We start from the raw sequence: 17,096 nt of genomic DNA, 5'->3' as shown, positions 1-17,096 counted from the left end.
TCTGGTAACAAAGCGATTACTGTCCGAGGCCGTTTACAGCTTCGGTTGCCAGCCGCTGGCATACTGTCTGCCCCATAGCTTTTGAACCTCAGGATCCTTTACATGACCGGTTGTAGGATCTACGGCAAAGCCTTTGTTTGTTCTGAAGGCCATATTGGTATAATGTACCATGGCCATAGAAATAGACGCATCGGCAATAGGTGCATGTAAGGAGTCTTTGCCCCGGATGGTGTTTAAGAAATTAATCATATGACCGGTAGTGGTATCTCCGCCGCCGCCCAGTGTATTACCCGCTTCATGGGAGTTGCTGTCAAAATTCTTGATGAGTTTACCGGAACGGTCCATCAGGCGGTATTTATTTCTGTCTACATACACTGTCCCTTCAGAACCAAATATAATGGTACCTCTGTCAGAACCATAAGTATTATAACCGTTACGGCTCTTGCCATCCCACTGAATAATCTTATTGTCCGGAAACCGGAAAGTGGATAAGATGGTATCATACATTTCCCAGCCATCATTCAGGAAATGTCTTTTAGCCCCTTCCACTTCGGCAAACTCAGGATAATCCACTCCCAGGGCCCAGCGCGCTACGTCCAGTTCATGGGTGGCGTTATTGCCGGCCTCTGCCGTACCATAATTCCAACCATACCAATGCCAGTTATAATCCCAGGTATTATCCGTGTAGTCTCTTCTTACGGCAGGCCCCTGCCAGAGCTCCCAGTCCAGCCCTGCCGGCGGCTGTGCCGCTTTCTGCTTAGGCACTTCACCCCTTGCATTGGAATAGAAGGCAACAGCCTTATAAGCCGTTCCTATAACACCCTTATGGATCTGGTCAATAATATCAATCGTGTGTGCAGAGGATCTTTGCTGGTTACCCATCTGAACGATTTTTTTGTACTTTTTGGCTGCCTGCACCAGCCACTCATTTTCCTGCATATCGTGGCTGCAAGGTTTTTCTACATAGACATTTTTACCGGCCTGCATGGCCAGGATAGAGCCCGGGGTATGCCAGTGATCGGGGGTAGCATTGACCAGGACATCTACATTTTTGTCTGCCAGTACTTTTCTGATGTCATTTTCCAGCGTCGGCGTATTGCTGATATGTTTAGATATTTCTTTAAGACAGCGCTCCCTTTGGCTTTTCATGACATCACACAAATAGACCACTTCTACATTTGCTTCCTTCTTACCCATGGGGTCGTAATAAGCGCCTACCCTTCTGCCAAGCCCGGCCAGGGCTACATGAATACGGTCGTTAGCACCGATAATTCGGTTATAACTTCGGGCAGACATACTCATCACTGATTTTCCCAGCATAAGTCCGGCACTGCTTAAAACGGTCTTCGTGATAAAATCTCTTCTGGTTGTCATAAGGATTTAATTTAAGGCTTTGATTTTGATGTTTCTGAAATAGACTTTGTTTCCATGGTCCTGTAAGAGGATATACCCTCTTTTAGCCAGTCCAAAGTTTGGCCATACCTTATATTTACTTTCTTTGACCAGACGTTCAAATTCTTTGCTGCCTCTTTCATATTCCAGCACTTTAACTCCGTTAAGCCAGTGTTCCACATGATTATTTTTACTGACGATATAAGCTGTATTCCACTCACCGACCGGATTAATGGGCTTGTCGGGGTTGGCCCGGATCATATCGTATAAAGAACAGACCGTTCTACTGCCCGGCTGAGCACCCAGTTTGGCATCGGGGTGGTTTTCATCATCCAGAATCTGGTATTCCAGGCCAATGGCGGAACCTGATCCTTTATTGAGCTCAGGATCCACATAATATTTAACGCCACTGTTGGCTCCTTTAGTCAGTTTAAAATCAACTCTGAGTTCAAAATCTCCGTATTGGTCATCCGTTATAATATCGCCGCCATCAGCAGATTCCTTCCCATCGGCCGCATTGACGATAAGTTCTCCATTATCGATAGTCCAGCCTTTATCAGGAAAATGATCCAGTTTAGCGCCTTTCCATCCGTTGGTCGTTTTACCGTCCCAGAGCAGTTTCCAGCCATTTTTCGCTTCTTCTGCAGTCAGGGTATTTTTGGTATAAGTCGGTTTTGCGGTTGTAGCCGTACTATACTTAGCCACGTCTTTAGTGATAATGCGTACGTTTTTCCACATAATCTGTCTACCTGCGGAATCTTTATCTCCAATCTGGTGCACCTGCAAGGCTATGAATCCGTTTGGAGATTTATCATCAATCAGATTAGATGCCGCCACTCCGTTTATCCAGGTTTTGATCGTATCGCCTATCGCCTCAATGCGGTAATGGTTCCAGTCATTTTGTTTAAAAGCATGTCCTGCAGTTGGATTATCGGTTAAAGGAACCAGCCATCCGCGCTGTGCCTCTTCATATATACCAGCACTCCAGGCGCGATCAGAAGGATCTATCTCCACCTGATAGCCGTGTACTCTCCCGTTTTGGTATACCGCCGTGCTATGGCTTCTGATTTGAATACCGGAATTCATGGACGGATCCACCTTATAATCCAGTTCCAGAATAAAATCCCCGTAATCCTTATCGGTACAAATAAAGGAATTAGGCGTATGATGGACCGTAGTTCCCACAACCATGCCGTCCTTGACCTGGAATTCAGCTTTGCCCCCCTTTTGGGTCCAGCCGGATAAATCCTTTCCATTAAACAGGGGCTCCCATGGTTCCTTTGTCTTTTGCTCGCCAGCCGAGCAGCCGACAGTGGTCAAAAGCGCCAATCCAAATAAAATCGTTTTCATATCCTTTTTATTTTTTGATGGTGTAAAATTTATCTTGCTTATTTACCTCGTCCACAGAGCGCTCCGTCTAAAAATTATTCCCGCACGCCACTTTCCATACTTACGTTCGTTTTTTACGCAAAGACGAGCCGCGTCTGTTCTTTTTTGATCTAAGCTTAAACCGTCCGCGGGAGGCTGTTAAAATTGCTGTTTTTAAACCTGCTGTAAGACTGCATCCCCACAAATCGGTAGTTCCAACCCAGTAGCTTACCTAAGGGAGACTTAAAGGTAAGGTTAATTTTAATGTACCATTCTACAAATTCTATCATAAATTGGCTTATTTGTCTCATATTTTAACGGTCTTACAGGCCAAATTACAATTTGTCCTGTAAGACCGTTAAAATATGAGCAGGATCGATCTATTTTGAATGAAGCAGGAGGCTAATGAAAAACTCATTGAAATTTCAACCTTTTGAAGTAACCTCATTTTTTTTCCTGTCATTCATTAAAAAAGTAGTTAACTCACTTTCACCAGTAGCCATTCATCTAAGGACATCAAAAAAGATCCTTCAAATCACCAATTATGTATATAACGATCTAAAGTAACAAGCCCCACTTTGAATCTTCTACAATCTACAGTACCAGAATCCTGAATTGGAAATGCCTTAGAAAAATCCGAATTAAGCTGAGTCCCGTATAATTGTTTCTTTTTTTGTCGTAATCGCACCCTGTCCACCAGGAATGCCAGATCACCTGACGATGCTAAATTATCCTGTACTGCTTTTTTCATAACAGGCAAATATTTTAATTGCACCTTCAAAGGGGCGTGCTGAACAACCAAAAATACAGTTTTATTGCCATCAAAGCCCACAAGCCGGGGACCGGGCCACCCATATTTTTCAATAATTTCCTCTATCTTAATCATATCAACAGAATCTTGAATAGTTGCATTCCTCCATACCTTTTTAATTGTACTTTCATCTGCTTTTTGTTGATTAAGTTGTACAACCTCACTTCTATATTTTTGATCATTATATCTAATCTTTTCAAGGATTCTAACGAGCCCACTATCTATGCTTTTTGAAAAATCCCCAAACAATGAATCCCCCTTTTTAATTAGATCATGCCATCTCTCATCAGTGTGTAAATTCAAAAAATCATCGTCAGATTGCATTTCTCTGAACAATGGAAGAAATAAATCATCCTTAATAACATAATTCAATTGTTTGAAAGCGGAATCCTTTTCATTTAGCAGCGACCAGCAGCAAGCCGTATTATACACCGTAATATATACCAACTCATTTTTGATATTTTCTTCACTACATCTTTCCCAAAAGCATCCGGCTGCTTTCGCCGCCTTTAGGTAATTTTGCTGATTGTATTCGCTTTGAACTTGAGTTGGAATTAAATACAGCGATGAATCACATGTTCTATGATGCATCTGACCAAAAGAACTATTGATTGCCAGTAAAAGAATAATCAGAGAAAAAGATTGAATCGACATTGCTACTTATATTAAGTCTTAATAATTACCCCATGGTCATTTTCTTATTTTGATGTTTTAGCTAAAACATTTTACACATTTATACATGCACTGCAATGTATACATAGACAAATTCACATTCTTTAGGCACCTCAATAGCTGCCTCTTAAAAACTATAATTGTTTGAAGTTACTAAAAAAGCTTCACCTCAGCAATTCATTCAAAGTTATTATCTACTGAATTTTAGTTTTCCAACTATTTTATTGCATTGTTGGCAGATCAACCTTCGCAGGTTGGAATAAGAGCGCAAAAAAGCCACACTTGTTTTTTTGCGGCCAAGTGTGGCTGAGAAAAATAACTGCATTAAATTAAATCAACCCAAAAAGCAGGGATATCCGGCAGGTGCTTTACCAGATAAAAGAGCCTACCGCTCCCGCAGGCAACGCTGTCGTAACCATTTTACCCCCATACTGAATATTGAAACTTTGAGCCTGCGAGGCCTTATTTAAAACAATCAGCACCTTCTTATTCTCAGGCGTCAAAAAAGCCACACTTAACAGATTGCTCACCTCAGAACAGTCAATACGAGAGGATCCTGGTCTGACAAACTTGGAAGCGTGGGCAATGATATAATAACTTTGATTTCTTTTCGTGACACTGTTGCCACTGATGGTGAGGGCACCCAGACAATCAGAGCAGCCTCCCTGCAAATGCGGTTGATTCTGAGCATCTGCTGCCAGATTCCATTCCAGCACATTGCGACTCCAGTTTTTGGTGGCACCTATTATCAGATTCTGAATATGCCAGTTAAGATCTCCTCCAAAATCACCGGTAGCAGAGGTATACTGCTCCGTAAAATACAGGTTCTTATCCGGGAAAGCCTCATGAATGGAAGACATAGTACTGATATCTCCGGCATATAAATGAAAAGCGGAGCCGTCTACCATTTTGTAAGTATCAGGGTCACTTAAAACGTACTTAGCATATTCAGGATGATCCAGATTGTGATCATAGACGATGATTTTTGTATCAATTCCGTTTTTATTAAAAGCAGGCCAAAGATAATTTTTGATGAATTCATTTTCCGCTGTATCGGTCATTAGCATGGAAGGGTTATTGTAGGAATTGAGCGGTTCATTCTGAACCGTCACGGCATCAATAGGCACACCGGCTGCCTTCATCGCCTGGATATACTTTACAAAATAATCGGCATATACGTCGAAATACTTAGGCAATAATATACCAGGCTGATCTCCGCCGCCATAAAGGCTATTATTGGATTTCATCCAGGCCGGGGCACTCCAGGGCGTCGCCAGGATCTTAATATCCGGGTTTAGGGCGAGAATTTTTTTAAGCAGGGGCAGCAGATCCTCTTTCTCCTTGTCAATACTAAAGTTTTTTAATTCACTGTCTCCGGGGCTGTCGTCATAGGTATAGGCCGAACTGCTCAGATCAGAAGCTCCGATACTGAGTCTTAAATAACTGATGCCAATGCCGGTACCATCCGTTAAAAACAATTCCTTTAATAAATTATCTTTCGTCTGCTCATCCAGTCCGTTGATTAATTCAGCGCTGCCACCGGTTAACGTAAAACCAAAACCATCAATAGACTGATATTTTTTCTGGTCATTTACGGTAATGGTCGAATAGCTGTTGGAAGTCGTCACAAAATTTAATGCAGTATTTTGCTTGCTGAACAAAACCGATTTATCCGGTGTTGTCAGCCAGAAATCGACATCCGACTGAAGTGCTGCAAAATACACCTTCACGGAAAAGCTCGTATCCTTGTGTGCGGATCCGTTATAGGCGATTACCTGAACCGGGAAAGTGGCCGTAGTATTGGGACTGCCGGAAAAAGTATAGTTGGCCTGCCCTCCCGAAGGAGTATTGATCGTAAAGGTTTTATTATTTTCTGTTGGAAGGATTACCTGATAGTTCGTGGCATTTTGAGCCGACACCTCTATGCTTACGGCTCCTGACCCGTCCCCGTCAGGCATTTGGGCAGTCGATCCTTGGACCGTCACCTTTACCTTTAAGTTGGCAGGTGTCCGTTCGCTGCCCGAAGGCGTATCATGCTTGGAACAGGCCATACTACACCACAGTAAACTGATGCATAATACGATCAATGTGTATTTTTCTAGGCGCTTCATATTGTACATTTTTTTAACACTCATCTGCTTTTAATATCAACCTTTCTTTTAAAGGCAAGCAACCGGCCACAAACTAAAAAGGAAATAAATTTCATATTCATACAAAGTAAATCCCTAATTATACACCCTTACATAATCCACATACATGGTGGAACCAGATTTCAGATTAATGTTCGTGCCTCCCATATTACCTCCGACTGCCACATTAAAAATGAAAAAGAATTTTTGATTAAAAGGCATACTGCTGGTGTTGGCCTGGCTATAGAGTAAGGTACCGTCATAATAAAAGGCGATATGATCCGCACGCCAGTCCATTGAATATTCATGAAAATCCGTTGTAGAACCGCTCACTTTTCTGGACTGCATCATATCTTGGGGGGATGCAAGGGTTCCCCAGTGCAGGGAAGATAAAATATTTTCAAAGCCGGTAACGGTTCCTTCTTCCATCAGATCAATTTCTCCGCATGCAGGCCATCCAACAGCGTTAATGTTACTACCCAATAGCCACAGTGCAGGCCAGGTTCCGTCGTCTCCAGGGATCTTTGCCCGGATGACCACTTTGCCATAGGTAAAGCTAAACTTATCCTGGGTATTGATTCTGGCGGAGGTATAATCCCAGCCGCTGTTATTATAGTTGGCAGATTTCAGGGCGGTAATTTGCAGATAACCGTCTTTCACCTGCAGGTTGTCAGCGTCTTTTGTATAATATTCAAGTTCATTATTGACTCCCAGATTGCCCGTTTCATAATTCCAGACATTGGTATTCAGAGCCGTACTGTCAAACTCATCTGACCAGACAAGAACGGTGCCCGGCGTTTCAGGTTTACTTACATATACGGAGGCATACAGCGTCGTATCTGCTTTTACGGTATTACAGTAGGCACTGATATTTATGGGATATTTGGTGGTAGTACCTGCCCCGGAACTAAATACGATGTCAACAGTACCGGAAGCTGCAGTAAGTGAATAAGTTTTGTTTTCTGTAGGTAGCGACACCGCGTAAGAAGTCACATTTTTTCCCGATAAACTCAAATGCACCACCCCCGACCCGTCACCTGCAGGATCACCGGTCGTTGCACCTACAATCTCAACATGATAGGACAGGTTAGTTGGAGTCGCCGGCGGCTGATAGCTACTGCCTTTACTACAGGAGAGTAAAATCAGTAAGGGGGCCGCAAAAAAAACAAAACCTGGATTGATTCGTTTCATTGTAACTTATTTAAAGACATACAAATCCCGCATAAAATTCCTTATAGAACTCCCCGGATCCTTTGCAGGATTTGTATGACTGTTGTTTTTTTAAAGGATTCTGAGATAAAGGCTAGCGGTCAGATCGCAACATAAAGGTAAATACATCACCACTTGCGTCATAATGTACCCCAATGGAAAGTACATCATAGTGGACGCCGTTGTCATCTACCTTGTCGGTATCTATCTGTAACACGTCATAGGTGACCGAACTGGCCGTTGGTGTCACTTCTTCCGCTCCGTTGATTTTATCGGCCAGACCAAAATGTCCGCCTTTACCTTTAATGGTTATGGTACCCAGTTTCATCTCCCCTGCAGGTGCCGCAGACACGGCGTATCCGAACGTGCCGCTACCCCAGGGTTTTAAGGCCGGAACCAGGTCATATAAAGCAGTGGAAGAGGTCGTTCCCTGAAAACTGTTCCAGGGTGCAGGCAGCGCTTTTGTCCAGCCGGAGCCCCCGTTATCCAGATACACTGTATTGTTGTCATCATAGATCATCTGACCTGTTTTACCAAATGTAAAGGTGAATTTATCGTCAAAATACCCATCCCTGCCGCTGCCGTCAGTAGCGATTTCTCCGGGGCCAAAAGCCCACCAGGCGCCGCCGCCCCCGTTGATCTGTCCCAAAGCATTGGCATAGGTATCCCATACAATCACGGTACTCAGCACTCTGTCCGGAACCCAGGTCCGTTCTTTTTTGCCGAGTCCTGCACCTGACAGAATACCCAGAAGCGTTGTTGAACCAACAGCATAGGTGTTATCCTGGGCAATATGAACGGACTGCTGCACAGTGTCAGACAACCCGCCAGGACCGCCGGCAGCCATTTTAACCGTATAGTCTCCGGCAAAGGTCAGCGCCAGTCTTACAGTGTCTCCAACATATTCGCCCACACTAGCCCCCTGATCATCCAGCACCGTCCAGTAGGCCTTCATGGAACCCGTGCTGGTGCTGATCAGCTCCAGGTTATCGGCACTCGAGGCACTGCTGGGTGTCAGTTCATTATAAATGAAGCTGGCCGTCGGAATCCCCGCATTCAGAGAAGCCGTGTCTTGCTTAGAACAGCTGCCACCCATAAGGCATCCGGCTAAAACAGTGCTTACAATCCAGCCCCTTGTTATCATTATATTTCTCATAAATAAAAGTTTTTAAATAATAGGTTAAGTGATATTAATAGCCACTGTTTTGTACCATCTTCGTATTGGTCAGTTCAGAAAGAGGAATCGGCAACACCTCATTTTTGCCGGTCACAAAATTCTTGGAATATCCTTTCTCCATATGATTGAGTACTTTATCGGCATCTCCCCAACGTACCAGATCAAAGAACCGGTGACCTTCTGTAGCGAGCTCCAGATGTCTTTCATTTTTAATGGCATCCATAGAAACCGTGACAGGACTCAGGCCCACTCTTGCCCTTACAGCGTCCAACAATGCCTGTGCCCTGGATTTATCGCCGCTGCCTTGCACCAGCGCCTCTGCTTCCATCAGGTAAGTATCTGCCAGACGGATCTCTATATAATCCACTCCGTAGTTCAGATAAGGGTCTCCGCCAGAGCCCTTGAACTGCTGGAGCGGCGCAAATTTGGCGATATTATATCCTGAATAAGGAAAGCTTACACTATACGCAGTAGCAGAATAAGCACATAAACCCGCATTGGCCATACTGTCGATATTATAAATGGTATATGGATATCTGGGATCATATTTACCATCTACCACCATGGCATCATGCAGGTCGTAAGAGACAGGGGTAAAGCCCCAGCCAGTAACGATGGTAGGTGCAGGGTCCGATTTAAAACTATAGTTTCTGGGACCGCACATGACCGCATACAGGTTACCGGTAGCGGTGCCGCCACCCCAGTCGCCATAGTTCTGTGTCTGGGAATGCTGGATCTCAAAAATGGACTCTGCATTAAATTTCTGGGTAAAAATATCTCCATAGTTCGCCATCAGATGATAACCATAAGGGCTGGTGCCTCCGGGCGTACCATTGACCTTGGCCAGCTCTGTTGCCGCCTGACTGTATTTTTTATCATACAGATAGACCTTCCCCAGTAAAGCCAGGGCAGCGCCTTGGGTGGCCCGGCCATTTTCTGAGGCATCTACCGTTTTAGGCAGATCTGGTGCTGCATCATTTAAATCCTTTTCTATTTGTGCATAGATAGAATCCGGAGAGCTCTGCGTGGCCGCATAGATTTCATCCAGGGTAACGGCTGAGGTAAACAAGGGCACCCGGCCAAACCAGCGAACCAAATGAAAATAATAATAAGCCCTTAAGAACTTGGCTTCACCTGTATAGCGTTTTAAGGTTGCGTCATCCAGTGAAGCGCCGGGTAATTTGGATAAGATCAGATTACAGGCGGATACCCCCTGCAGGTTTACAGACCATAAACCGCTGGGCATCTGTGCAGGCGTCAGTAAGCTCATGTCATTCATCGCCGTCCAGGTAATCTGGTCATTGACGCTACCGCCGCCTGAATAACATTCATCGGAGGCCGCATTGGCCAGCCCTTCCTGAGAGACATAACTGCCGGTATAAGTTACCTGACTGGGACCGTAAGCAGCCACCAGCCCGGCCAGCGCTTCTGCGGGTGTTGAATAATAATTACTTTCCAGAGACTCTCCTTTTGGCGTCGGTTCCAAAAAAGACTTGGAACAAGCAGATAAGCTTAGCAAAGCCCCCAGCGCCAGACTACTATATAATAATATTTTATTTCGTTTCATATACAATTTGTTTTTGTAGAATTCCCTTCTAAAAATTAAAGTCCAATGTTCAAACCAATAATAAATGTCTTTGCCTGCGGGTATAAGCCCTTATCCACTCCACCTGCTATTTCAGGGTCATAACCGGTATACTTAGTTAGTGTAACTAAATTCGTGGCACTCGCATAAATCCGGACAGTCTGTGCTTTGATTACATTGAGTAAAGACTTAGGCATCGTATAGCCGATCTGCAGAGTCTTTAATCTGAAATAAGCACCACTCTGCAGATAAAAATCAGAGGGATTGGCAAAGTTATTATTAGGATCCGCATCCGTAATACGCGGATAATTGCTGGTAGGATTGAGCGTTGTCCAGGCATTCAGCGCTTCCACCTGATAGTTCGCGCCGCCTGCATAACCACCTACGCCCACATCTCTGCGTCGATAGGCCTGAAAAATCTGATTGCCCCAGACGCCCTGACCAAAAGCCAGCAGGTCCCAGTTTTTCCAGGAAAAATTCAGGTTAACGCCATATAGCCAGTGCGGGTTAGGATCACCCAGGAAAGTTCTGTCTCCCTGGCCGATCACGCCCTTACCTGCGTCATCCGGATTATCAGGATTCTTCCACCATTTTAAATCACCGGGCTTGGCATTGGGTTGAAATAGCTGAAAATCGCCACCCGCATCCGTATAACCATAAGCATCAATTTCTGCCTGAGATTTAAAGGTTCCTAACTGTTTAAATCCGTAAAAGGCATTCACGGGCTGTCCCACGGCTGTACGTGTCAGGCTATACAAGCTGGCCTGCCAACTGGCTCCGCCATCTAAATAAGCTTTTCCGTCTCCCAGATAAGTGACGCGGTTTTGATTATAAGAGATATTACCATTCAGTCTCAGATGGATATCCTGACTGAAGTTTTTATTCCATCCCAGCTCCAGTTCAACCCCTTTATTACTCATATCACCCACATTGGCATAGGGCTGGCCCAGATAACCGGCAAATCCCGGAATCTGTACCGTTTGCAGAATACCACTGGTTTTCTTATTATAATAATCAAAGGTTACAGAAAAGCCTCCTGACAGCATCATATCAAAGCCGGCGTCCAGCTGACTGGTCTGCTCCCATTTTAAAGCAGGGTTGCTGGGCGCAGAAGGGCTATATCCTACCAGCAGCATGTTATCCCCGAATACCGCATTTCTACGGCCACCGCCGTTAACTACGGATTGAAACATAAAATTATCAAGGGACATTTCATTACCGGTTTCTCCATAGGAGAAGCGGAACTTTAAATTATTAATCGGGGTGTTTTTAGGAAAGAAGTTTTCTTTGGTTGCGACCCAGCCTAATTGCACGGAAGGAAATGTTGCCCACCGGTTATCAGAACCGAATTTAGAAGAAGCATCTCTACGGACAATACCCATCAAAAGGTATTTTTCCGCATAGTTATAACTCAGACGTCCGAAAAATGATTCCAACGTATACACCTGGTTTTCATAACCCCAGCCGGCTGTTGAATCCTGGGAAACACCCCAGTTAAAGGAGGCGTCCTGATAGGACGTAACCGGTTCGCCATAATGCGTGGCATTTACCCCCTGGCCCGTCTGCTTGGTGGCACTCATGCCCGCCAAGAGTTCAAAACTATGCAGTCCGACTTCTTTGCTATAAGAAGCCGTATTATCCCAGTTCCAGGTCAGATTATGTTCGGCGTCTCTGTAATGAGAATTCTGGGTGCCATTAGGCGGCGTGTGGTCGTTGGTCGTATTCATATAATAAAAGGACCCAAAAGATTCAGATCCCCAGAACCCGCCTTTGGCACTGAACTGAGAACGCAGATTCAGTCCTTCAATGGGGTTAATATTAATATAACCGCTTCCGATAAAGTTATTGGACCAGCCGTAATTGCCTTTCTGTGTCTGGATAAAAGCAAGTGGATTGGTCATCTCCTGCTGCACCCTGGGAGAGATCGCATAATACTCACCATTACCTGCTTGAATCAGATAGGGAATTCTGCTTGTCGGATACGTGCCCGGATTTGCCGTAACAAAATCGCTGTTAACGGTAACAGGAGTAATCGGATCCAGGTTCAAGGCGTCACTTAAAGGTCCGCCGTACTCAGAGTTCGTATTCAGGCCCGTATTGTTTTTCTGATTGGTAAAACTAAAGTTTTCCCCTACTTTCACGTATTTGCCCAGTTTAAAACTGGTATTGGTCGTCAGAGAAAATTGTTTATTAAAGGCAATAGAAGGTGCGATAATACCTTGCTGACCTCTGTAGCCGGCGGAGAGATAATAAGTCGCCTTCTCTGAGCCACCGCTTATACTTAAGCTATGGTTCTGGTAAATGGCATGATCACTGAAAATCTCATCCTGCCAGTTGGTTCCGGTGCCATAAATGCCAGCCGCCGGATAGGGCAGTGAAGCGCCGTCATTTAAGGCTGCCTCATTACGCAGCTCGGCGTATTGGGTCGCATTGGCCATTTTGACCTTGGTAATAGGCGCCTGCCAGCCGTATTGTCCGCTATAATTAACGCGGTTGGTTTCGCCTAATCTCCCCTGCTTGGTCGTGATAATGATTACACCGTTGGAGGCTCTGGAACCATATACTGCCGCAGAGGCGGCGTCTTTAAGAACTTCTATGGAAGCGATATCATTAGGATCCAGATAATCAATCCCCCCATTCCCGGTTTGTACGACTCCATCAATGACGTATAAGGGCACACTATTATTAATAGAAGTTACCCCACGTACATATACGGCAGGAGCTGAACCCGGTGCGCCATTACTTTGAATGACGGACACACCCGCTGCCTGTCCTCTTAAGGCATCATCCAGTCGGCCAATCTGCTTATTGGCGATATCCTTGGAAGTGACCTGTGCGATGGCGCCGGTCACCAGACTTTTTTTCTGGGTACCATAACCAATCACCAACACCTGGCTCAAATCCGTGACATCCTGCACTAACCGGATACGGACGGGCTCCGTACCGTTAACCGTCAGTTCCTGCGTAATATAGCCTACGTATTGAATGACCAACACATCATTTTGGCCTGCCTGAATGGAAAAATTACCGTTGTCATCCGTCAGTGTACCAGTGGTCGTACCTTTGATTTGAACGGATACACCGCCCAGTCCATGACCTGTACTGTCGGTAACCTGACCGGTTAATAACTGCTGCTGATAGGTCAGCTCCATCTTCCCCTGCCCTGCTTTCACATTATATGCCCATAAAAGGCAGATCAATAGTGTCAGTAAAAAGGGCATTCTAAAAAACCTTGGTTTCAGCTTGCTCATATACTTGATTTTTGGTTTTGTTTACAACCATCAGCAGGTTTCCTGATCGCTGACCGGTCGCTTGGTTTGTAATTTTGCGTTTATGAATAATTGGTTGCTTTCCTTGCAGATATAATGGAACCAGCCCGGAGGTATTACCCTTCTTTTTTGCGGTCTCCTTTCAAAAGACCGGAGTCTGGCTTCTTTGAAAAAACAGTTTTTAGCATATTATTGAATACATAATCTTTCATAACATCACACAGAAATCTCTTAATGGTCTATCCGGTCTTTAATTGTCTCTAAGTTGTCATCCATTTATTTCTATTTTTGAACAGCAGGATTTTCTAAGCTCGCCGGTAAGCCGTTAATCAGCTTCCGTACTGGAAGCCAAAAAATATTTTTAAGGTTTTTTACCAAACAGATTTTTTTTTGTTAAAACCATGAAACAAAGTTTTGCAAAATGAGGCCCCTAAAAAAATAAATACCCACTACAAGACCACTACAAAACAAAATAGTATTATTGATAATCAATCAGATAATACACACAAAAAATTAAATGTAAATTTTTGATGATTTTTCTTAAAGAAAATTGAAATTTGTTAATAGCAATTCTGCTCTTTAACGCGTCTTAATTTTAACGGTACAACTTGGGCTGATTTTTCGTTTACCTGTCATGAACAAGACAAGAAAATAATTACATTAATAATAATTAAATATTTTAAAAATTGTGATTAGTTTCCTTCTATTCACACCCTTTATAACATTCAAAACACTTAATATATTTATTTAATATGTACGATGGACACAAAAAAACTGAGGTTCTGTTTTAACCTGGCTGGTTAAAACAGAACCTCAGTTTTTTTGAATATCTTTTATTTTCTGGCCGGCACTGAAAAATTAGGGCCGGCGAAGATCAGAACTTTCTTACTAGGCCGGCAGATTAAAAATATGCCTTAATATCCAATACATGATGGCGGCCATTATAGCGCTGACCGGGATTGTCAGAATCCAGGCCCATACCAGGTTAATGGTTACCCCCCAACGAACAGCGGAGAGTCTCTTGGTAGCTCCTACCCCCATAATGGCACCGGATACTGTATGGGTGGTACTAACCGGGATACCCATCGCCTCAGTCAGAATCAGCGTAGATGCGGCGGCAGATTCAGCCGCAACCCCTTCAATGGGTGTTACCTTGGTGATTCTGGACCCCATGGTTTTAACAATTTTCCAGCCTCCGCTCATGGTACCAAGACCTATTGCGGTATAACAGGCAAAGGGTATCCAGCTGTTTTGTAACATAGTTTCCAAAATAGGCGCATTCTCTGCGAGTGGAGCTCCGCCATTTCTGTCTAAAAGTAAGGCTACCGTAATCAGCCCCATTACTTTTTGGGCATCATTGCCCCCGTGTCCCAGACTAAATGCGGCGGAAGAAACCAGCTGCAATCTTTTAAACCATCTCTCCGCTTTATAAGGATGCGACTTTCGGGCAATCCAGTTAATCAGAACGGTAATCACAAAGGCCAGGAACATACCGATGATGGGTGACAGAAATATAAATAATACCGTTTTACCCAGATTCACCATTTCTATCACATCGAAATGACCTACTTTGGCCAGTGCCGCCCCGATAAACCCGCCGATTAAGGTATGCGAGGAGCTGGAAGGAATCCCAAACCACCAGGTGATCAGGTTCCAGACGATGGCCGCAACAATCCCTGCCAGGATAATGGTCATCGTAATATATTCAGGATGAATGGTTTTAGCCACCGTATTGGCGACCTTATGTTCTTTAAAGACAAAATAGGCGACAAAATTCCAGAGTGCAGCCCAAAGAACGGCCTGAAAAGGCGTTAAAACTTTAGTTGATACAATTGTAGCAATGGAATTGGCAGCATCGTGGAACCCGTTGATATAATCAAATATCAGGGCCAGGACGATTACGACAATTAATAATGCGGAAAATCCGAACATAGCCTGCTTTTTATATTAGAAGTGTAGGTTTAGCATTAAGAGTATTTGATAATAATGGATTCTACCGTATTGGCAGCATCTTCCATTTTATCCACTACTTTTTCCATTACCTGAAACACTTCTCTTTTCTTAATCAGACTTTTAAAATCCTCTTCTACCTGGAAGAGCTTTTCAATACTCAGATCATAGATATCATCTGCCTGATTTTCAATACTGTTAATCCGGATCAGCGACTCCGTCATCTTTCTTAAATGCTTCATATCCCTGAGGCAATTAACGGCCACCTGAATTTCTTTGGTTCCCAATTCGATCAGCTCGGCCATTTTCTGGATGCTGGTTTCGTTAGGATTAACATTATAAAAATGAATTTTTTTGGCGGAAGCATATATACAATCGGCAATATCATCTAAAGACATGGCTAGCGCGTGAACATCCTCTCTGTCAAAAGGCGTGATGAAATTACGACCCAGTTCTGTAAATAACTGATGGGTAGCTTCATCATTTTTATGCTCCAGGTCTTCCAGCCTGGAAACCACTACTGCCCGCTTATCCCTGTCGGACTCTTCTACCATACGTTTGAGCTCTTTACCCATAGTGGCCAGTGTTTCTGCCACACTTTCGAACAGGTCATAGAATATTCTGTTCTTCGGCATAAAAATTTTCCCAAAGTTGTTTAGTCCCATAACTTATATATATATTTTGTGCAAAAGTAACCTGCAATAGCCTTTTGAGTACCCTATCTTCTGTAAGTTAATACAAAATTAATATTGGTCCGCATAAAATTTACAACAAATTGATTATAAGTATTTTTAAAAACAATACACCCCTCATATAATTGATTATAATATTAGCTTAAAACAGGAGAATATCGAAAAATCCAGCTAGAAAAACCTGTTTTACCCCAACATGATCATCTGGTCGCAAACCGCTTTCCAGCACCCTGTATTTACAACCGGATGACTTCCACCGGACTAGCCAGGCCGCTGCCTGATTCAAAAAACGCAGGATGCCATTTAATAATGGTGGAAGGCTCGGCAGGGCTTAGCTGCTCTCTTTTATATTGTACCACATAATCCACTCCATTTTTAATAACGGAGTTGATTTCACTGAAAATACCGGGCGTTGCTTCTCCGCTTAGGTTCGCAGAAGTGCTTAGTAGCGGTTTTCCAGACTGTAGCAACAGCGCCTGGCAAAAGGGTTCTCTGCAAATCCGGATGGCCACCGACTGGTCTGTTGCCACGGCCGTGGGCGCCAGCCCATGGGCCGAAGGGTAAATAACCGTAGTGGGTTTTTTAAAATGCGCCAGATACTCAGTAATCCTGGGATCTATATTATCCACATAACCAGCCAGTTGCTGTTCATCTGCCACTAAAATAACAAAACTTTTATGGGCGGGCCGGTTTTTCAGTTTCATAATACGCTCAGCAGCAGCTTCATTGGTCGCATCGCCTCCCAGTCCCCAGACCGTATCGGTGGGATATAGAAATATCCCATCACCATTCAGACATTCCAGACATCGATCCAGGTCAAATTCAAAGTCTTTTCCCATAAT

At 44.0% G+C, this 17,096-nt stretch carries 11 protein-coding genes; all 11 read right to left on the bottom strand.

Annotated elements, in window-relative coordinates; translation table 11 throughout:
* Nucleotides 1-33 precede the first annotated feature (33 nt).
* Complete coding sequence (locus BLU80_RS08810; RefSeq protein WP_091396763.1) at nucleotides 34-1,374, bottom strand: Gfo/Idh/MocA family protein; 1,341 nt, start codon at nucleotides 1,372-1,374, stop codon at nucleotides 34-36.
* Between the two features lie 6 nt (nucleotides 1,375-1,380).
* The gene (locus BLU80_RS08805; protein ID WP_091396760.1) at nucleotides 1,381-2,742 is read right to left on the bottom strand and encodes a 3-keto-disaccharide hydrolase; all 1,362 of its coding nucleotides are present in this window, start codon (nucleotides 2,740-2,742) and stop codon (nucleotides 1,381-1,383) included.
* Nucleotides 2,743-3,295: 553 nt separating this feature from the next.
* Complete coding sequence (locus tag BLU80_RS08800) at nucleotides 3,296-4,225, bottom strand: DUF6624 domain-containing protein (RefSeq protein WP_091396758.1); 930 nt, start codon at nucleotides 4,223-4,225, stop codon at nucleotides 3,296-3,298.
* Nucleotides 4,226-4,611: 386 nt separating this feature from the next.
* On the bottom strand, nucleotides 4,612-6,354 hold the full coding sequence (locus BLU80_RS08795; RefSeq protein WP_244518833.1) for a glycoside hydrolase family 30 protein: 1,743 nt from the start codon (nucleotides 6,352-6,354) through the stop codon (nucleotides 4,612-4,614).
* A gap of 114 nt (nucleotides 6,355-6,468) precedes the next feature.
* On the bottom strand, nucleotides 6,469-7,563 hold the full coding sequence (locus tag BLU80_RS08790) for a glycoside hydrolase family 16 protein (protein ID WP_091396755.1): 1,095 nt from the start codon (nucleotides 7,561-7,563) through the stop codon (nucleotides 6,469-6,471).
* Nucleotides 7,564-7,675: 112 nt separating this feature from the next.
* Nucleotides 7,676-8,737, bottom strand: coding sequence for a hypothetical protein (locus BLU80_RS08785; protein ID WP_091396752.1), 1,062 nt, complete (start codon nucleotides 8,735-8,737; stop codon nucleotides 7,676-7,678).
* Between the two features lie 34 nt (nucleotides 8,738-8,771).
* Entirely contained in the window at nucleotides 8,772-10,325 is a 1,554-nt protein-coding gene (locus BLU80_RS08780; RefSeq protein WP_091396750.1) for a RagB/SusD family nutrient uptake outer membrane protein, read from the bottom strand.
* A 35-nt stretch (nucleotides 10,326-10,360) separates the two neighbouring features.
* Nucleotides 10,361-13,594, bottom strand: coding sequence for a SusC/RagA family TonB-linked outer membrane protein (locus BLU80_RS08775; protein WP_091396748.1), 3,234 nt, complete (start codon nucleotides 13,592-13,594; stop codon nucleotides 10,361-10,363).
* A 906-nt stretch (nucleotides 13,595-14,500) separates the two neighbouring features.
* On the bottom strand, nucleotides 14,501-15,544 hold the full coding sequence (locus BLU80_RS08770) for an inorganic phosphate transporter (RefSeq protein WP_091396745.1): 1,044 nt from the start codon (nucleotides 15,542-15,544) through the stop codon (nucleotides 14,501-14,503).
* Between the two features lie 35 nt (nucleotides 15,545-15,579).
* Nucleotides 15,580-16,197: a DUF47 domain-containing protein gene (locus BLU80_RS08765; RefSeq protein ID WP_244518831.1), complete on the bottom strand. Its 618-nt coding sequence runs from the start codon at nucleotides 16,195-16,197 to the stop codon at nucleotides 15,580-15,582.
* Nucleotides 16,198-16,490: 293 nt separating this feature from the next.
* Nucleotides 16,491-17,093, bottom strand: a complete 603-nt coding sequence (locus BLU80_RS08760) for an L-threonylcarbamoyladenylate synthase (RefSeq protein WP_091396738.1) — start codon at nucleotides 17,091-17,093, stop codon at nucleotides 16,491-16,493.
* Between the last annotated feature and the right edge of the window lie 3 nt (nucleotides 17,094-17,096).

It is taken from the genome of Arachidicoccus rhizosphaerae (assembly GCF_900107765.1).
Classification (GTDB): domain Bacteria; phylum Bacteroidota; class Bacteroidia; order Chitinophagales; family Chitinophagaceae; genus Arachidicoccus; species Arachidicoccus rhizosphaerae.
The sequence above is the reverse complement of the archived record's forward strand: the minus strand, read 5'-3'. Positions and strand labels throughout refer to the sequence as shown.